The sequence below is a fragment of the Burkholderia sp. Ed8 genome, from assembly GCF_040761425.1.
GTDB lineage: Bacteria > Pseudomonadota > Gammaproteobacteria > Burkholderiales > Burkholderiaceae > Burkholderia > Burkholderia seminalis.
The window spans coordinates 2049277-2066173 of record NZ_CP142886.1 but is presented as its reverse complement, the minus strand read 5'-3'; the positions used below and the strand labels follow the sequence as shown (position 1 = coordinate 2066173).

At 65.9% G+C, this 16897-nt stretch carries 18 protein-coding genes; 5 read left to right on the top strand and 13 right to left on the bottom strand.

Features of this window, described 5'->3' with window-relative positions:
* The 5 genes from VXM69_RS23475 to rfbB all read right to left on the bottom strand — a co-directional run bounded on the left by VXM69_RS23475 (position 1) and on the right by rfbB (position 4947).
* Positions 1–1416 carry a mannose-1-phosphate guanylyltransferase/mannose-6-phosphate isomerase gene (locus tag VXM69_RS23475; protein WP_367189290.1) on the bottom strand — a complete coding sequence of 472 codons (1416 nt, stop codon included), beginning with the start codon at positions 1414–1416 and terminating at the stop codon, positions 1–3.
* 136 nt (positions 1417–1552) lie between these two features.
* On the bottom strand, positions 1553–2452 hold the full coding sequence (rfbD, locus tag VXM69_RS23470) for a dTDP-4-dehydrorhamnose reductase (protein WP_367189289.1): 900 nt from the start codon (positions 2450–2452) through the stop codon (positions 1553–1555).
* Complete coding sequence (gene rfbC, locus VXM69_RS23465) at positions 2445–2996, bottom strand: dTDP-4-dehydrorhamnose 3,5-epimerase (protein WP_367189288.1); 552 nt, start codon at positions 2994–2996, stop codon at positions 2445–2447. Before rfbC ends, rfbD begins: the two co-directional genes overlap by 8 nt.
* Positions 2981–3874 (bottom strand): glucose-1-phosphate thymidylyltransferase RfbA, encoded by an 894-nt coding sequence (rfbA, locus tag VXM69_RS23460; protein WP_367189287.1) that lies wholly within the window; start codon positions 3872–3874, stop codon positions 2981–2983. Before rfbA ends, rfbC begins: the two co-directional genes overlap by 16 nt.
* A gap of 11 nt (positions 3875–3885) precedes the next feature.
* The gene (gene rfbB, locus VXM69_RS23455) at positions 3886–4947 is read right to left on the bottom strand and encodes a dTDP-glucose 4,6-dehydratase (protein WP_367189286.1); all 1062 of its coding nucleotides are present in this window, start codon (positions 4945–4947) and stop codon (positions 3886–3888) included.
* A 349-nt stretch (positions 4948–5296) separates the two neighbouring features.
* Between rfbB and VXM69_RS23450 the strand changes: the two genes are divergently transcribed.
* Positions 5297–6136, top strand: a complete 840-nt coding sequence (locus VXM69_RS23450; protein WP_367189285.1) for a symmetrical bis(5'-nucleosyl)-tetraphosphatase — start codon at positions 5297–5299, stop codon at positions 6134–6136.
* Between the two features lie 32 nt (positions 6137–6168).
* Here the strand turns inward: VXM69_RS23450 and VXM69_RS23445 are convergent, their stop codons facing one another.
* From VXM69_RS23445 to VXM69_RS23410, 8 genes are all read right to left on the bottom strand, one after another.
* Positions 6169–7026, bottom strand: a complete 858-nt coding sequence (locus VXM69_RS23445; protein ID WP_034187265.1) for a 1-acyl-sn-glycerol-3-phosphate acyltransferase — start codon at positions 7024–7026, stop codon at positions 6169–6171.
* Positions 7027–7045: 19 nt separating this feature from the next.
* The gene (locus VXM69_RS23440) at positions 7046–8332 is read right to left on the bottom strand and encodes a dihydroorotase (protein ID WP_034187264.1); all 1287 of its coding nucleotides are present in this window, start codon (positions 8330–8332) and stop codon (positions 7046–7048) included.
* 52 nt (positions 8333–8384) lie between these two features.
* Positions 8385–9416: an aspartate carbamoyltransferase catalytic subunit gene (locus VXM69_RS23435; RefSeq protein WP_006476735.1), complete on the bottom strand. Its 1032-nt coding sequence runs from the start codon at positions 9414–9416 to the stop codon at positions 8385–8387.
* A 73-nt stretch (positions 9417–9489) separates the two neighbouring features.
* Complete coding sequence (pyrR, locus tag VXM69_RS23430; RefSeq protein ID WP_034187263.1) at positions 9490–10002, bottom strand: bifunctional pyr operon transcriptional regulator/uracil phosphoribosyltransferase PyrR; 513 nt, start codon at positions 10000–10002, stop codon at positions 9490–9492.
* Positions 9989–10438, bottom strand: a complete 450-nt coding sequence (ruvX, locus tag VXM69_RS23425; protein WP_367189284.1) for a Holliday junction resolvase RuvX — start codon at positions 10436–10438, stop codon at positions 9989–9991. The genes pyrR and ruvX overlap by 14 nt, the downstream gene beginning before the upstream one ends.
* Positions 10435–11013 (bottom strand): YqgE/AlgH family protein, encoded by a 579-nt coding sequence (locus VXM69_RS23420; protein ID WP_034187262.1) that lies wholly within the window; start codon positions 11011–11013, stop codon positions 10435–10437. The genes ruvX and VXM69_RS23420 overlap by 4 nt, the downstream gene beginning before the upstream one ends.
* Before the next feature lie 182 nt (positions 11014–11195).
* On the bottom strand, positions 11196–12497 hold the full coding sequence (locus VXM69_RS23415) for a hypothetical protein (protein ID WP_367189283.1): 1302 nt from the start codon (positions 12495–12497) through the stop codon (positions 11196–11198).
* Between the two features lie 104 nt (positions 12498–12601).
* A complete protein-coding gene (locus VXM69_RS23410; RefSeq protein WP_004186709.1) occupies positions 12602–12772 on the bottom strand; it encodes a rubredoxin in 171 nt (56 codons plus the stop codon).
* 252 nt (positions 12773–13024) lie between these two features.
* Here VXM69_RS23410 and VXM69_RS23405 point away from each other — a divergent pair, with 252 nt between their 5' ends.
* The 4 genes from VXM69_RS23405 (at position 13025) to VXM69_RS23390 (ending at position 16892) form a co-directional block, all read left to right on the top strand.
* The gene (locus tag VXM69_RS23405) at positions 13025–13888 is read left to right on the top strand and encodes a hydroxymethylpyrimidine/phosphomethylpyrimidine kinase (protein WP_367189280.1); all 864 of its coding nucleotides are present in this window, start codon (positions 13025–13027) and stop codon (positions 13886–13888) included.
* Between the two features lie 489 nt (positions 13889–14377).
* Positions 14378–15373 (top strand): glycosyltransferase family 2 protein, encoded by a 996-nt coding sequence (locus VXM69_RS23400; RefSeq protein ID WP_367189279.1) that lies wholly within the window; start codon positions 14378–14380, stop codon positions 15371–15373.
* Positions 15370–16014, top strand: coding sequence for a class I SAM-dependent methyltransferase (locus VXM69_RS23395; protein WP_367189278.1), 645 nt, complete (start codon positions 15370–15372; stop codon positions 16012–16014). Before VXM69_RS23400 ends, VXM69_RS23395 begins: the two co-directional genes overlap by 4 nt.
* Positions 15972–16892, top strand: a complete 921-nt coding sequence (locus tag VXM69_RS23390; protein WP_226251623.1) for a hypothetical protein — start codon at positions 15972–15974, stop codon at positions 16890–16892. The genes VXM69_RS23395 and VXM69_RS23390 overlap by 43 nt, the downstream gene beginning before the upstream one ends.
* Positions 16893–16897: the final 5 nt, after the last annotated feature.

The window sequence follows — 16897 nt, the reverse complement described above, 5'->3', positions numbered from 1 at the left end:
TCACGCACGTCCGTAGTTGTCCTCGAAGCGGACGATGTCGTCCTCGCCGAGATATTCGCCGCTCTGCACCTCGATCATCACGAGGTCGACGACGCCCGGATTTTCGAGGCGATGCTTGTGGCCGGCCGGAATGTAGGTCGACTCGTTGGTCGCGACGAAAAACTCGCGATCACCGTTGACGACCTTCGCCATGCCGCTCACAACGATCCAGTGTTCGCTGCGATGATGGTGCATCTGCAGGCTGAGGCTCGCGCCAGGCTTCACCTCGATCCGCTTGATCTTGAAGCGCGGCCCCTCCTCCAGCACCGTGTAGGTGCCCCACGGGCGGTGCACCGTGCGGTGCAGCTTGTATGCGTCGTGGCCGGTCGCCTTGAGCTCCGCATAGATATGCTTCACGTCCTGCGCGCGCTCACGCGACGCGACGAGCAGCGCATCGGGCGTGTCGATGACGATCAGGTTCTCGACGCCTACCGCGCCGATCAGGCGATCATCGCTCTGCACGTATGTGTCTTTCACGTCGATCAGCAGAGCCTCGCCCTGCACACGATTGCCTTGCGCGTCCGGCGCCGCGAGATCGCCCAGCGCAGTCCACGAGCCGACGTCGCTCCAGCCGATGCTGCACGGTACCACTGCCGCATCGCGGCATTTTTCCATCACCGCATAGTCGACCGAAATGTCCGGCACCGCACCGAACGTATTCGGCTCGAGGCGGATCTGTGCGCCGCCGCTGCCGTCTGACGAAGGCGACGCGTCGATGCATGCCTTGACCGTGCGAAGCACGTCCGGGCAATGGGCCTCGAGCTCGCGAAGCATCGTTCCAGCGGTGAAGCAAAACATACCGGAATTCCACAGGAAGCGCCCCGACGCGACATATTCGCGCGCACGCTCGAGATCAGGTTTCTCGACGAAGCGCACCACCTTGTCGGCATCGGCCTCGATATAGCCGTACGCCGTTTCGGGAACGTCGGGCGTCACGCCGAACGTCGCGATCCGACCCGCCGCCGCGAATGCGGCCGCCTTGCCGACCGCGTCGGCAAACGCCGCCTGATCGGCGATCAGGTGATCGGCAGCCAACACGAGCAACGTCACCTGATCGCCGTGCGCGCGCGCCGCGTGCAGCGTCGCCGCCGCGATCGCCGCGGCCGTGTTGCGACCGAACGGCTCAAGAATGAACGAAGTCGTCAGCTTCTCGCGGTTGATTTCGCGGTACTCGTCTTCGGTCTTGAAGAACAGTTCGCGGTTCGTCACCGTCAGTACTTCATCCACGCCCGGAAGTGCTGCCGCGCGCAGGAAGGCCTTCTGCAGCAGGCTTTCGCCGTCCGCGAGACGGATGAACGGTTTCGGATGGGTTTCGCGGGAAACGGGCCACAGACGGGATCCGGCACCGCCGCACAGAATGATGGGTAGCAAATTCACAACAACCTCTCTCTTTCACAACCGGCAACGGGGCGATTCTTAGAATGATCGGGAACGTCGCCCGTCGGCGTCGTCCTTCCGCGTTGCCCGCCAAATCAATGATGCCCCCGCCGAATCGGCCGGCCGGGACACGTCGTCAGCCCTGCCGGATCCCGGCCAGGCAAAGTTCCAGCGCATCGCGCCAGTCGGGCGCCGCGAGTCCGAAAGTCCGCGCCAGCTTCTCGTTCGACAGGCGCGAATTCGCGGGGCGCGTGGCCGGAGTCGGGTAATCCGACGACGGAATCGGAATGACCGACGGACGCGACGCGAGCGACGCGCGCTCGACGATTGCACATGCGAACCCGTGCCATGACGTCTCGCCGCCAGCGCTCAGGTGGTAGACGCCCGAGCGTGCCGCCCACCACGCGGCTGCGTCGGCGGCCGCGAAGGCCTGTGCGGCGACATGCGCAGTCAGCATGGCGATCGTGTTCGCCCAGGTCGGAGCGCCGATCTGGTCGGCAACGATCTTGAGTTCCGGGCGTTCCGCCGCGAGCCGCAGCATCGTCAGCAGGAAGTTGCGTCCGCGTGTGCCATACACCCAGCTCGTCCGGAACACGATCGCCGCTCCGCCGACCGCTTCGATCGCCCGCTCGCCCTCGAGCTTCGATCGGCCGTAGACGTTCTGCGGTGCCGGCGTGTCGGTTTCCAGATACGGCGAAGCCTTCGCGCCATCGAACACGTAATCGGTCGAGTAATGGATCAGCGCGGCGCCCAGCGCCTTCGCCTCCTCCGCCAGGATCCCGGGTGCGACGGCGTTGACGCGCATCGCCGCCGCCTCGTCGCTTTCAGCTTGATCGACAGCCGTGTACGCGGCGGGATTGACGATCAGCGCGGGTCGCACGTCGCGCACGACCGCACGAATCCGGTCCGGGTCCGCCAGGTCCAGCGCGGTGCGATCGACCGCGACGACATGGCCAAGCCCCTGCAGCGAGCGCGCCAGCTCGAATCCGACCTGACCGCCAATGCCGGTAACGAGAATCCGTTTCCTGTCATTCATAGACGTCGGCCTCCGACAGGCGTTTCCCGGCGGCATCCTTCGCCGCGAGCACCGGCTCACAATCGAGTTGCCAGTCGATTCCAAGTGCCGGATCGTTCCACAGCAGGCTGCGCTCGAATTCCGGATACCAGTAGTCGGTCGTCTTGTACAGGAACTGCGCGGACTCGGACAGCACGACGAACCCGTGCGCGAAACCGGGCGGCACCCAAAGCTGTCGGTGGTTCCGCTCCGACAGCCGCACACCGACCCACTTGCCGAAGTTCGGCGATGCGCGCCGGATATCGACCGCGACGTCCAACACCTCGCCTTCGACCACGCGCACGAGCTTCCCCTGCGCATGCCGGATCTGGTAGTGCAAACCGCGCAACACGCCCTTCGCAGAGCGCGAATGGTTGTCCTGCACGAACGTCACGCCGGGCGCGACCTGTTCGTCGAATTCGCGCGCGTTGAAGCTCTCGTAGAAGAACCCGCGAGCGTCGCCGAATACCTTCGGTTCGATGATCTTGATTTCCGGCAGCGCCGTTTCGGTTACTTGGATGGCCATGCCACTTGATCTTCGAGAATATGTTGCAAGTATTTTCCGTAGCCGTTCTTCGCCAGCGGTCGCGCGAGTGCCAGCAGTTGCTCCGCGTCAATCCAGCGCTTGCGATAGGCAATCTCTTCCGGGCATGCGACGACCAGCCCCTGCCGCTTTTGCAGCGTCGCGATAAAGGTCGCGGCCTCGATCAGCGAATCGTGCGTGCCGGTGTCCAGCCACGCATAGCCGCGCCCCATGATCTCGACGTCGAGTTGGCCCGCCGCCAGATAGCGTGAATTGACATCGGTAATCTCGAGTTCGCCCCGCGCCGACGGCTGGATGTCGGCTGCAATGTCGCAAACCTGCCTGTCGTAGAAATACAGCCCAGTGACCGCATAGCTCGACCGCGGCTTTGCCGGCTTCTCTTCAATCGACATCGCGCGGAATTCGCGGTCGAACTCGACCACACCATACCGCTCGGGGTCCTGAACGTGATACGCAAATACGGTCGCGCCCGCGTCCTTTGCGCTGGCCCGCTCGAGCTGCTTCGCGAGATCGTGCCCGTAGAAAATATTGTCACCGAGGATCAGCGCTGACGGATCGTTGCCGACGAAGTCGCGACCGATGACGAACGCCTGCGCAAGACCGTCCGGGGAAGGCTGCACCGCATACCGGATGTTCATGCCCCACTGGCTGCCGTCGCCGAGCATTGCCTCGAAACGCGGCGTGTCTTGCGGAGTCGAAATGATCAACACGTCGCGGATGCCGGCGACCATCAGCGTCGACAGCGGATAGTAGATCATCGGCTTGTCGTACACCGGCAGCAACTGCTTCGAGACGACGTGCGTGATCGGATACAGCCGTGTGCCGGAGCCGCCCGCAAGGATGATGCCTTTACGTCCCATCGCAACCCTCCTCAAGCGCGCTGCGCGTAATTGGTCTCGACCCACTTGCGATACTCGCCCGACGCCACCTCGTCGGCCCAGGCCTGGTTGTCGAGATACCAGTCGACCGTCTTCGCCATGCCGGTTTCGAACGTCTCGGCCGGCTTCCAACCCAGTTCGCGCTCGAGCTTGCGCGCATCGATCGCATAACGACGGTCGTGGCCGGGACGATCCGTCACGTAGGTAATCTGGTCACGATACGAGCCGGCCGCTTTCGGGCGGGCGCGGTCGAGCAGATCGCAGAGCGTATGGACGACTTCAAGGTTCTTCTTCTCGTTCCAGCCGCCGACGTTGTATGTCTCGCCGGGCACGCCACGCGCAAGCACTTCGCGAATCGCGCTGCAGTGATCGCCGACGTACAGCCAGTCGCGCACGTTCTGGCCATCACCGTACACTGGCAGCGGCTTGCCCGCGAGCGCATTCGCGATCATCAGCGGAATCAGCTTTTCGGGGAACTGGTAGGGACCGTAATTGTTCGAACAGTTCGTCGTCAGCGTCGGCAGACCATATGTATGATGATAGGCACGCACCAGGTGATCCGAGCCGGCTTTCGTCGCGGAATACGGACTGTTCGGCGCGTACGGCGTCGTCTCGGAGAATTGCGGATCGGTTGCGGACAGCGAACCGAAGACCTCGTCGGTCGACACGTGCAGGAAGCGGAACGCCGCCCTGTCGGTGTCGCTCTGCCCGTTCCAGTATTGACGGGCGGCCTCCAGCAGCGTGAATGTGCCGACCACGTTAGTCTGAACGAAGTCCGCAGGACCGTGGATCGAGCGATCAACGTGGCTTTCGGCGGCAAAGTGAAGCACGGCACGGGGCTTGTGCTCAGCAAACAGCGTGTCGAGCGCATCACGATCGCAGATGTCGACGCGCACGAACACGTGTTTCGGGTTCCGGTCAAGCGACTGCAACGTGCGCAGGTTCCCGGCGTACGTCAGCTTGTCAACGTTGAGCACGGCTTCGTCGGATGCGCGCAGCCAGTCGAGTACAAAATTGGCACCGATAAAACCCGCGCCGCCCGTAACCAGGATCATGAGGCTCCCTTTAGTAATACGCGGCGAACACCATCGAGGCGCTCGTCGCATCAGATTCGCAAGTGCTCGTCACTGATAACTGTGACCACTACGCCAGACCGCGGATTTTAACCGGTCGACATGGCCTCCAAAGTCATGAAATGCTAATTTTGTTGGGGAGAAGCACAATTATAGGGAGGCGCCACATGCAAAAGCCATGCCGCTAACAACTTGATACAGCGCTCTGAACCTATGCTATCCGCGAAATTTCATACCAATTTTCGCGATTTTTTTCATGAGAAATTGCGCAAAACAACACCAAATTAACCAAACTTCCAACACCGCCCAGCCACGCAACCTACGTCGCTCCATGCCCCTCCCCCCCATCGCCATCGGCGACATCCAAGGCTGTCATTCCGCTTTCCGGTCGCTGCTCGACAAGCTTTCGCCGCCAGCCGATACGCCGCTGTGGATCGCCGGCGACGTCGTCAACCGCGGGCCCGGCTCGCTTGCCGCGCTACGTGCGGTCGTGGACCTCGGCCCACGCGCGACCGTCGTGCTCGGCAATCATGACCTTCACCTGCTCGCGGTCTCCGCCGGGCTGCGCACCGAGCGCCCGGGCGACACGATCGGCGAGATCCTCGACGCGCCGGATGCCGAGGCGCTGCTCGACTGGGTCCGCCACCGCCCGTTCGTCCATGCGGAGGACGGAATGCTGCTCGCGCATGCGGGCGTGCTGCCGCAATGGGACACCGCGCTCGTGCTCGAACTCGCGGACGAACTGCAGCGCGCGCTGCGCGCGCCCGACTGGCGCGACACGCTGCAAGGCCTGTACGGCAACGAGCCGAATCAATGGAGTCCGAACCTGAAGAAGCGGGACCGGATGCGCGTCGCCTTCAACGCGTTCACGCGCGTACGCTTCTGCACGCCCGACGGCGCGATGGAATTCAAGGCGAACGGCGGCCCGGACAGCGCGCCGCCCGGCTACCTGCCGTGGTTCGACGTACCAGGGCGCCGCACGGAGGACGTGACGGTCGTGTTCGGGCACTGGGCCGCGCTTGGCCTGACGCTGCGCGACAACGTCGTCGCGCTCGATTCGGGATGCGTATGGGGGAACCAGTTGTCTGCCGTCAGGCTGACGGCAGACCCCGCGCAGCGTACGGTCACGCAGGTGCAGTGCGAAGCGTGCCGCTCACCGGGCGGCGAGTAACGACACGCCGATTCGCGTAAACGGGGTGCGCATCAGCCCTCGCGCCCCGGCACCGGCTCATCGGCCGCCGCATCGGCTGCCGCCCCGCCACCGAGCTCGGTCGCCGGATACGCATGCTTCTGCAACTCCGCGAGCGCCTCGGCCGACGGCTTGCCGACCGTCTCCTGCAACGTCGCCAGCGCGGCCGCGATCGCATCGCGCGCCGCCGCGGACGTCGCCCGCCGGTCGCCGCCCGGCGCAATCGGATCGCACACGTACAGATGCGCGACGAGCGGCCCGCCACGCAGCACCATGTCGAGTGACTTGCCGAGCGACAGGTCGCCCGTGTAGGCCGGCGCGACCGACTGACGCCCTTGCGCATCCTCGTACATCAGACAGATCGGCTGCACCGCGCAGCCGGCCGATACCGCGGCCTGGAACAGGTTCGCATGGAACGGCAGCAGCGCCTGGCCGTCGGACGTCGTCCCTTCCGGAAACACGCACATCACACCGCCGTTGCGCAACCGTTCCGCCATCTCGTGCATCACCCGCATTGCCTCGGTGCGCTTCTCGCGCTGCAGAAACACGGTGTCGAGCTTCTCGGCCAACCAACCGACCACCGGCCACTGCCGCACCTCGGCCTTCGACACGAACGGCGTCGGCCGCCACGCGTTGACGGTGTAGATGTCGAGCCACGACACATGGTTGCCGACGACGAGCGCACCCGCGTCGAGGCGCGCCGCGTCGTTGTGGACGACGACGCGCATCCCGCAGATCCGCAGCATCTTGACCGACCAGCGACGTATCAGCTCGGCGCGACGCGCGGGCGTGACATGCGAAAAACGCAGCGCGACGATCGCCATGCCGCGCAACAGGTGAAAAACGAGACGCAGCTTGCGAAGGGCGGTCATGGCGAGGATCCGGCGTGGTTCAGTGGCGCTCGAATGCGACCTGCCCGGACACGAGCGTCGCGCGCACGGTGGCCGGCAGTTCGTAGCCGAGGAACGGCGAGTTGTGGCCCTGGCTCTTCAGCGCGCGCGGTTCGACGCGCCAGTGCGCGCGCGGATCGAACACGCACAGATCGGCCGCGCCGCCTTCGGCGAGGCGACCTGCCGGCAGCTGCAGCACGTCGGCCGGCGCCGACGTGATGCGGCGCAGCGCCTGCGCAAGCGGCGTACGCGTCTCGTCCGCCCACTTCAGCGTCAGCGACAGCAGCAGCTCGAGGCCCGTCGCGCCAGGCGTCGCTTCGCCGAACGGCAGCAGCTTCTCGTCGTCGTCGACCGGCGTGTGGTCGGAGCAGATCGCATCGATCGTGCCGTCGGCGAGCGCCACACGGATCGCCTCGCGGTCGCGCTCGCCGCGCAGCGGCGGATCGAGCCGGAACTGCGAGTCGAAGTAGCCGATGTCGACGTCGATCAGATGCAGATGGTTCACGCCGACGTCGCAGGTCACGGGCAGACCTTCCGCCTTCGCCGCGCGCACGAGCGCGAGGCCGGCCGCGGACGACAGCCGCGCGAGGTGCACGCGCGCGCCCGTCACGCGCATCAGCTCGAAGATCGTGTGCAGCGCGATCGTCTCGGCCGCGACCGGCACGCCGGACAACCCGAGCCGCGACGCGAGTGCGCCGCTCGCGGCCACGCCGCCGCGGCCGATGAACGCGTCGAGCGGACGCAGCCACGTCGTGTAGCCGTAGGTGCTCGCGTACTGCAGCGCGCGCAGCAGCACCTGCGTGTCGCGCACCGGCACGTTCGCATGCGTGAAGCCGACGCAGCCGGACTCGGTCAGCGCGACCATCTCGGTGATCACTTCACCCTTGAGGCCGACGGTCAGCGCGCCCAGCGGGTGCACGTTCGCCTGGTGCAGGTTGCGCGCGCGGAACTTGAGCATCTCGACGAGGCCCGGCTCGTCGAGCACGGGGTCGGTATCCGGCGGGCACACGAGCGTCGTGACGCCGCCGGCGACGGCCGCGGCCATCTCGGACGCGAGCGTCGCCTTGTGTTCGTAGCCGGGCTCGCGCAGCCGCGCGCACAGGTCGACGAGGCCGGGCGCGACGATCAGGCCCGACGCGTCGATGGTCTTCGCGGCGTTGAAATCGGCCGGCGCCTTGCCGTCCTCGGCGATCGCGACGATCTTGCCGGCCGCGACGAATACATCGGCCTGCCGCTCGGTGCCGGCGACCGGATCGATCAGCGTGCCGCCTTTGATATGAATCTTCATGCGCTGTCAGTGAATGCGTTGATTGCGTGAATAAGGAGGCGCGAAAGCGGGCTCAGTCGCTGTTGCCGGCAACGATGCCCATCACCGCCATCCGCACGGCGATGCCGAACGTGACCTGGTTGAGGATCACCGACTGCGGGCCGTCGGCGACCTGCGAATCAATCTCGACGCCGCGGTTCATCGGGCCCGGGTGCATCACGATCGCGTCGGGCGCGGCGAGCGCGAGGCGCTCGGGCGTCAGGCCCCACGTCTTGAAGTACTCCTGCGCGGACGGCAGCAGCGCGCCGCTCATCCGTTCGTTCTGCAGGCGCAGCATGATGATCACGTCGACGCCCTTCAGCCCTTCGTCGAGGTTGTGGAACACCTTCACGCCCATCTGCTCGAGCCCGCCCGGCAGCAGCGTGCGCGGCCCGATCGCGCGCACTTCCGGCACGCCGAGCGTGGTGAGCGCATGGATGTCGGAGCGCGCGACGCGCGAATGCAGGATGTCGCCGACGATCGCCACGCGCAGCTTCGTGAAGTCGCGCTTGTAGTGACGGATCGTGTACATGTCGAGCAGGCCCTGCGTCGGGTGCGCGTGGCGGCCGTCGCCGGCATTGATCACGTGCACGTGCGGCGCGCAGTGCTCGGCAATCAGGTACGGTGCGCCGCTCGACGCATGGCGCACGACGAACAGGTCGGCATGCATCGCCGACAGGTTGTTGATCGTGTCGAGCAGCGATTCGCCCTTGCTCGTCGACGACGCGTTGATGTTCAGGTTCAGCACGTCGGCCGACAGGCGCGTCGCGGCGATCTCGAAGGTCGTGCGCGTGCGCGTCGAGTTCTCGAAGAACAGGTTGAAGACGGACTTGCCGCGCAGGAGCGGCACCTTCTTCACTTCCCGGTCCGTCACGCTGACGAACTGCTCGGCCGTATCGAGGATATGGTTGACGATCGAGCGCGGCAGGCCCTCGATCGACAGCAGGTGCTTCAGCTCGCCGTTTTTCGTGAGCTGCGGGTTGCCCTTCAGGAACCCGTAGCGGAACCGGTCGGGGCTCGCGGCCGCGGCGGGATTGCCGGTGCGGCCAGTGGTGTCGGTGGTCATGGTGTGCGTGATTCCAACTATGCAAACGGGCCGCGGTGCAAACCAGCGGCCCGGGATACGGTTCGCGTGTCGTTCAGGCGCCGTGCGGGTCGACGCGCAGCGTGAACCGCGCGTCGTCGCGCGCGAGCACGAGCGTCGCGCCGGCCGGCACGTCGAGCGTGCCGCCCGCGAAGCGTGCGGCGACCGGCAGTTCGCGGCCGCCGCGATCGGCCAGCACCGCGAGCTCGACCGCGGCCGGACGGCCGTAGTCGAACAGCTCGTTGAGCGCCGCGCGCACGGTGCGCCCGGTGTACAGCACGTCGTCGACGAGCACGATGCGCGCGCCGTCGATCTCGAACGGCAGCGATGTCGGGCTGGCCTGGCTGTGGAGCCCCTTCTTCGCGTAGTCGTCGCGATGCAGCGCGACGTTCACGACGCCGAAGGCCGGCGCGCCGAGATCGCGTGCGAGACGCTCGGCCAGCCATGCGCCGCCGCTGTGAATGCCGGCGAGCCGCGGGCCGCCCGGTTCGGCGAACGCCGTGCCGTACGCGGCGCGGATCTGGTCGAGCAGGACGCGGTAAAGCGCCTCGGCATCAATGGTGCTCATGATCGGACAATTGATCGAGATACTGTTGAAGAATGATGCGGGCGGCCTCGGCATCGAGCATCTCCGCGCGGGCGCGGCCGCGCACGTTGCGCTCGCGCAGCCCGGCCTCGGCCTCGACCGACGAATAACGCTCGTCGACCCACGTGACGGGCAGCCCGAAGCGGCCGTTCAGTTGGTTGCCGAAGCGCTTCGCCTGCTGCGTCATGTCGTGCGGCGTGCCGTCCGGATGCATCGGCAGGCCGACGACGAGCGCGTCCGGCCGCCATTCGGCCAGCAGGTCGCCGACCGCCTTGAAACGGTGTTCGCGATTCAGGTTCTGGATCACGACGAGTGCACGGGCCGAGCGCGTCAGCGCGTTGCCGACCGCGACGCCGATCCGTTTTTCGCCGTAGTCGAACGCCAGGAGCGTCGCATCGCGCGCGCTCGCGCCGCTCATGCGTGCCCTGCTTCGCCGGACAACATCGACGAGCTGACGCCGAGCAGGCCGAGGGCGGCTTCGAAGCGCTCTTCGGCCGGCGTGTCGAACACGATGCGCGGATCGGCGGCCACGGTCAGCCACCCGTTGCGGGAAATTTCTTCCTCGAGCTGCCCCGCGCCCCAGCCGGCATGGCCGAGCGTCAGCAGGAAGCGTTTCGGGCCGGTGCCCGTCGCGACCGCCTCGAGCACGTCCTTCGACGTCGTCATCTCCAGCCCGCCGTCGACGGACATCGACGAGTTGTAGTTCGCGCCCTCGACCGGCTCGTGCAGCACGAAGCCGCGCTCGGTCTGGACCGGGCCGCCGAAGTACACGGGAATGTGCAGCAGCGGCTCGATGTCGAGCTTCAGGTCGATACGGTTGAACAGCGATTCGAGATCGATGTCGGTAGGACGATTGATGACGAGGCCGAGCGCACCGCGCTCGCTGTGATCGCAAAGATAGACCACCGTTCCCGAGAACGTCGGATCGGCCATGTTGGGCATGGCGATCAGGAACTGGTTGGTGAGATTGATGCGATCGGAAGGCTTTGACATGGTTTGAATTTTAGCAAAGACGCCGCGACCTGACCGGGCCGCGATCAACAAGCAACGCCGCGCCACGCTGGCAACGACGCGCGCGGATCACACGGCACTCTAACACGCGCGCGGGTGCTGTCGGCAGCGTGTTGCAGGCCCGCGCGACAAGGGGCGCCGCCATCTGCCCGTCCCCTCGTTCGTCAGGTCCGGCCGAGCGCCGTGCCGAGCGCGCCGGATGCCGCGGTGAGGTCCGGCGGCGCGACGCCGGCCGCGATCTTCAGCAGCGCCGCGCGCAGCATGTCGGACGCGTGGCCGTGCGCGTCGAGGCCGCCGTCCGCGAGCGGCATGCCGTGGGCGGCACGGCGCCATGCGAGGCCGAGCGTATCGGCCAGCAGTGCCGCGTGGCCGAGCCCGAGCGCGCACGCGGCCGTCCCGACCCGGTAGGCGGCGCCGGACGCGTGCCAGGCGGCGCCTGCGTCGGCTCGGGCCGGATCGGCGGCGAGGTCGGCCATCGACGCATCGGCCGTCTGCAGGAAATCCTCGTACGCATGCGCGTTGACGGTCACGACGCCGAGCGCGCGGGTCGGCGCGACGGCGACCGCATCGTGCTCGGCCCGCGCGGCATCGGCTTCCCACAACGCCTCGGACGCCGGCGTGCCGGCGACGTGCCAGTCGACCGTCAGCCCGTAGTCGTGCAGCACCTCGACGAGCGCGACGTCCTCGGCCGCGGCACCGAACAGCGCGAAATCGCGCCACAGCAGCGCCGCCGTCTCGCGCACGAGCTCGGGCGGCGCGCTGCGCCGGCCCCGCACCTGTTCGGCGAGCAGCAGGTTGGTCCGCGCAAGAAAGCGTTTCAGCTCGGGCGCGCCGCTTGCGCGCAGCGCGCGCAGGCACGCGTTCGCGAGCCGCCAGAAATCGTACGGCCCGTCGTCGGCGAGCGCGACCTGCATCGCATCGAGTTCGTCCAGCGCCGCGTCGGGCGCGCCGCGCTCTACGCGCAGCAGCCCGAGCAGCGCCTGCTCGTAGCGGGCGCGGATCCGGGCCGCTAACGCGTCGGGCAGCGCGCGCAACGTGGCCGGCGGCACCGCGCGGCCGACCAGCGCGAGCGCGTCGGGCGGCGCGCTGGCACGCAGGTCGGCGGCGCTTTGCGCGCGCAGTGCACGGAAATGGTCGAGGAGAACGGGCGAGCACGCGAGCTCGCGCAGGTTGTGACGCCCGACGGCCGCGCGGAAGTCGCGCAGCGCGCCACGCCAGCCGGCCGAAGTCGGCTCGGCGGCGACCAGCGGCGCGGCGGCCGCCAGTTGCCCGGCGAACCGCGCGGCCGGCAGCCAGCCGGCTTCCGCCAGCACCGCCGCGGCGGCGGACAGCGGCGCAGCCGCATCGTCGTGCCGCCCGAATGCGTCGGCGGCCGCCGCAAGCCATGCGTCGGCCGCGCGCACGGCCCCGCCGCGCGGGTTGGGCAGTGCGTCAGGGTGGGGAACGTTCGCCGGATCGGACGTCATGGACACGCGCGCCTGTCATCGTCAAGTCGCTCGCCCGAACCGCGGCGCGCGAGCGCCGGGCCGATGCGAGGCCGGAGCGGAGTGTCCGTGGGCCAGCGGTCCGATCAGATCTGGACCATCTCGAAGTCTTCCTTGCGAGCGCCGCATTCGGGGCACGTCCAGTTGATCGGGACGTCTTCCCAGCGCGTGCCCGGGGCAATGCCCTCTTCCGGCAGCCCGGCTTCTTCGTCGTAAATCCAGCCACAAATCAGGCACATCCAGCTCTTGTATTCCATCTTAGCCGCGTCGGGAAAAGTCGGTAAATTCGGGAGCCATGATGGTACCGTGTCGGGGCCGGACTGCCTAGCAATCGCGCTGGAGGACGGCGACTACGTTGCGCTGCGCTAAAAAATCCGTCGTGCGGGCCGGATTCCACCGCATAATGGCTGAAAAGTGCGGCCTGCCGGGCAACACAGGGCCGAAAACGGCCACTCGCCTCGCGGTCCGCATCTCCGTCGCTTTCCGTTTTTCTCTTGCCCCATTTTTACATGTCCAGCAACGCCCCTCCGATCGTCCTCACCTTCGGCCTGTCCGATCCCACCGGCGGCTCCGGCCTCCAAGCCGATCTGATGACCCTGGCGAGCATGGGCTGTCACGGCGTGTCCGTCCTGACGGGCTACACCGTGCGCGACTCCGCCGCCTGCGACGAAGTGACCGGCCTCGACCCCGAAGTCGTCGCCGCCCAGGCGCGCATGCTGCTCGAGGACATGCCGGTCGCCGCGTTCAAGATCGGCGCGGCGACGCGCGCGGAAGTCGTCAGTGCGATCGCCGAGGTCGTCGCCGACTACGACGGCGTTCCGCTCGTGCTCGCGCCGGATTTCACGCTCGACGACGAGCACGTGCTCGCGGCCGACGACCTGCGCGAGTCGATCGCCGACCTGCTGGCGCCGCAAACCACGCTGCTGGTCGCCGATCACGCCACGCTGATCGCGCTCGCGCAGCCGGACGGCGACGCCGAGGCGCCGAATCTCGACGCCGCCGTGTCGCACCTGCTGTCGCAGGGCTGCGAGTACATCCTGTCGTCGGAGGCGGGCTCGCACCGGCTCGTCAACACGCTGTACGGCGAGGAAGGCCAGCTTCGCGAGGACATGTGGGATCGCTCGCCGCACCGGCTGATGGGCATCACCGATACGCTCGGCGCGGCCATCGCGGCGCTGCTCGCGAACGGCCAGGAACCACCCGAAGCGGTGCGCGAGGCGCAGGAGTACCTGTACCAGGCCGTGCGCGACGCGTTCCGGCCCGGCATGGGCGCCTACCTGCCCGACCGGTTCTTCTGGGCGCGCAGCAATGAAGACAACGAGCGCCCATTGTCGGAAGGAAGCAAAAGCTCGCCGAGAATCGCCCGGCACTGAGCCAAAGGGCGGCGCACGCGGCACGGTCCATCTGTGACTACCACAACAGGCCCACCGTCATTGCCCGCCCGCATAGCTCCTCCCGCACCCCCTCGTTCCCGTCGTCAGCAAACCGGACTGCACGCGCGCCGTCGCGCCGCCTTCATCACCATCTCACGCGATCCACTTTGGCGCACACGCCACCTCATCCCGGCTTTTGCAACATTTGATTACGAGACCATGCGCCTGGTACGTGCGCCAGCCCATCGGCTGGACGGTTCGCACGCCGTCACGCACCGACGGATAGCCCATGAAATCAACCGTCTTCCGTTTTGCGATATCGCGCATGAAGCACGGACCCACACACAACGATCGGCCGCCAAAAGTAATTTATCGTAATTTTTTGTGAATTCGGTTTGATTTATATTCCATCGACGTCGGCCGGAAATAATATTGCTGTTTAGTGACTAGAAATCCGGCAGCTTGGGGGTGAATTTACAGTCATTGGCGATGAAGCTAATTATTCAAACCCCATGTTTCAACGAGGCCGCCACGCTGCCGATTGCACTGGCGGCGCTGCCTCGCCGAGTCGCCGGGTTTGACAGGGTCGAATGGCTAATCGTCGATGACGGCAGCACCGACGCGACGATCGACGTAGCACGTACCGCAGGCGTCGACCACATCGTCCGACATCCGCACAACCAGGGCCTGGCGCGCGCCTTCACGACCGGGCTTGAAGCCTGCCTGCAACGTGGAGCCGATGTCATCGTCAATACGGATGCCGACAACCAATACAATGCAGCCGACATTCCTGCGCTCATTCGACCCATTTATGCAGGAGAAGCCGATATCGTGGTCGGTTCACGGCCGATCGACGAAATCGACCATTTCTCGCCAATCAAGAAATTACTTCAGAAAATCGGCAGTTGGGTGGTCCGCGCGGTCAGCCGCACCGACATTCCCGATGCAACCAGCGGATTCCGCGCCTACAGTCGCCATGCCGCCCAACGATTGACGGTGTTCAGCGAATACACCTATACGCTCGAAACGATCATCCAGGCCGGCCAGCGCAACATGTCGATCGTCTCGGTGCCAATCCGAGTCAACGGGTTCCTGCGGCCGTCGCGTCTCGTCAAAAGCATCGGTTCGTACGTCACGCGTTCGGTTCACACGATCTTCAGGATATTCGTCATCTACCGGCCTGCCACGTTCTTCGGCTCGCTGGGCGCGACCCTGTTTGGCGCGGGCGTACTGACCGGGCTGCGTTTCATCTACTTCTGGGAGACCGGCAACGGCACCGGGCACGTCCAGTCCCTTATTCTTGCATCAATACTCATCGGCGCCGGCTTCCAGACGCTGTTGATCGCAATCATTGCCGATCTGCTGTCCACGAACCGCAAACTCCTCGAGGACGTGCGCTTCGCGGTCAAGCAGATGCAAACGGATCGTGGGCAGGCAACCTCGATGGAAAAAGAAGCGCCTCGCGCATTCGGGGTCGTCCGATGAAGATGGCGCGCGGCATGGCGGAACAAGGTATCGTCGTCGGCAACAACTACGACAAATACGGATCGACGAATCCGATCGTGAGACGCCTCATGCGAGGTTTCGACACCGCACTGACCGACGTCGTGACACAGGCGGCACCGTCTTCAATCCATGAAATCGGCTGCGGCGAAGGCTATTGGGTGCTCCAGTGGCAGCAGCAGGGCCTGCAGGCCACGGGCAGCGATTTCTCCGGTCGCGTGATCGAGCTGGCACGGGAGAACGCCGTTGCACGTGGCGCCGACCCGTCTCATTTCTCGCGTCAGGATGTTTATCGAATCGAAGCGCAGGACGTCCATGCCGATCTCGTCGTCTGCTGTGAAGTGCTGGAACATCTCGAGCAGCCTGAAGTCGCACTACACAAAATCCACGCGCTCGGCGCACGCCACGTGATTTTCAGCGTACCGCGCGAGCCTGTCTGGAGCGCGATGAATCTCGCGCGCGGAAAATATATTTCCGCGTTCGGGAACACACCCGGCCACGTTCAACGCTGGTCGAAACGGGCATTCATCGCGTTCGTCTCCACGCGCTTCGATATCGTGTGCGTGCGAACGCCGTTGCCGTGGACGATGTTGCTCTGCCGCCCTCGCAGCGCGACACGGTAGTGAAGTTCGGCAAACGGGAACGGCGCTGGGTACACCTCGCCGGTAGCGCACTGGGCGCGTTCGGTACCCTGTTCGTTGGCGCGAAGTTGTTCGAATACAGCCGCCAGCTTTCGATCGACGCCTTCTCTGCCGTTACGTGGGGCGCAATCGCATCGCTCAGCGCCGGCTACGGCGCCTGCGGCCTGCTGCTCGCGCTTGCGTGGCGACAGTTACTGGCTCACCACGGCGTCGCGCAGTCGCACACCTGGGCCATCAAGACGTACGGCGTCTCGCAGCTGGCCAAATACACGCCAGGCAACATTTTCCATCTCGCCGGCAGGCAAGCAATCAGCATCGCTGCCGGCATACCGGCCTGGCCTGTTGCCAAATCGATCGGATGGGAACTCGCTGTCATTGCGTCGACGGCCGTCCCGTTTGCCCTGCTTGCAGCACCACTCAGATGGCCCGCCATCGGTGTCGAAACCGCCACCACCGCATTCGCCGCCGTGCTGACGATCGCGGTGTGGGGAATCCAAACCCGCTGGTCCCCGCGCGTTGCGCAGGCAGTTTCGCTGCATGCGGCATTTTTGTTTGTCACCGGCCTGATCTTCAGCCAGCTGCTTGCGATCACCTCGCGACACGCGCAAATCGACTCGCACGACGCGGCATTCTGGCTACCGGTGAGCGGTGCCTACGTCATTGCGTGGCTTGCAGGACTCGTCACGCCCGGCGCACCAGCCGGCGTCGGCGTTCGCGAAGCCGTCCTGTACGGTTTGCTGCACAGTGTCGTCGGCCAAGCCGACCTCATCACCGCGATTGTCCTCGGCCGCCTGGTGACAGTCGCTGGCGACCTGCTGTTCTTTATCGGCGCAACGCTCACCCCTAAACACCCGCACTGATCACG

Excerpts from the sequence above, each read along its gene's own strand:
- rfbD (WP_367189289.1), bottom strand. The coding sequence starts at position 2,452 with ATGAATGACAGGAAACGGATTCTCGTTACCGGCATTGGCGGTCAGGTC.
- rfbC (WP_367189288.1), bottom strand. The coding sequence starts at position 2,996 with ATGGCCATCCAAGTAACCGAAACGGCGCTGCCGGAAATCAAGATCATC.
- rfbA (WP_367189287.1), bottom strand. The coding sequence starts at position 3,874 with ATGGGACGTAAAGGCATCATCCTTGCGGGCGGCTCCGGCACACGGCTG.
- rfbB (WP_367189286.1), bottom strand. The coding sequence starts at position 4,947 with ATGATCCTGGTTACGGGCGGCGCGGGTTTTATCGGTGCCAATTTTGTA.
- VXM69_RS23450 (WP_367189285.1), top strand. The coding sequence starts at position 5,297 with ATGCCCCTCCCCCCCATCGCCATCGGCGACATCCAAGGCTGTCATTCC.
- VXM69_RS23445 (WP_034187265.1), bottom strand. The coding sequence starts at position 7,026 with ATGACCGCCCTTCGCAAGCTGCGTCTCGTTTTTCACCTGTTGCGCGGC.
- VXM69_RS23440 (WP_034187264.1), bottom strand. The coding sequence starts at position 8,332 with ATGAAGATTCATATCAAAGGCGGCACGCTGATCGATCCGGTCGCCGGC.
- VXM69_RS23435 (WP_006476735.1), bottom strand. The coding sequence starts at position 9,416 with ATGACCACCGACACCACTGGCCGCACCGGCAATCCCGCCGCGGCCGCG.
- pyrR (WP_034187263.1), bottom strand. The coding sequence starts at position 10,002 with ATGAGCACCATTGATGCCGAGGCGCTTTACCGCGTCCTGCTCGACCAG.
- ruvX (WP_367189284.1), bottom strand. The coding sequence starts at position 10,438 with ATGAGCGGCGCGAGCGCGCGCGATGCGACGCTCCTGGCGTTCGACTAC.
- VXM69_RS23420 (WP_034187262.1), bottom strand. The coding sequence starts at position 11,013 with ATGTCAAAGCCTTCCGATCGCATCAATCTCACCAACCAGTTCCTGATC.
- VXM69_RS23415 (WP_367189283.1), bottom strand. The coding sequence starts at position 12,497 with ATGACGTCCGATCCGGCGAACGTTCCCCACCCTGACGCACTGCCCAAC.
- VXM69_RS23410 (WP_004186709.1), bottom strand. The coding sequence starts at position 12,772 with ATGGAATACAAGAGCTGGATGTGCCTGATTTGTGGCTGGATTTACGAC.
- VXM69_RS23405 (WP_367189280.1), top strand. The coding sequence starts at position 13,025 with ATGTCCAGCAACGCCCCTCCGATCGTCCTCACCTTCGGCCTGTCCGAT.
- VXM69_RS23400 (WP_367189279.1), top strand. The coding sequence starts at position 14,378 with ATGAAGCTAATTATTCAAACCCCATGTTTCAACGAGGCCGCCACGCTG.
- VXM69_RS23395 (WP_367189278.1), top strand. The coding sequence starts at position 15,370 with ATGAAGATGGCGCGCGGCATGGCGGAACAAGGTATCGTCGTCGGCAAC.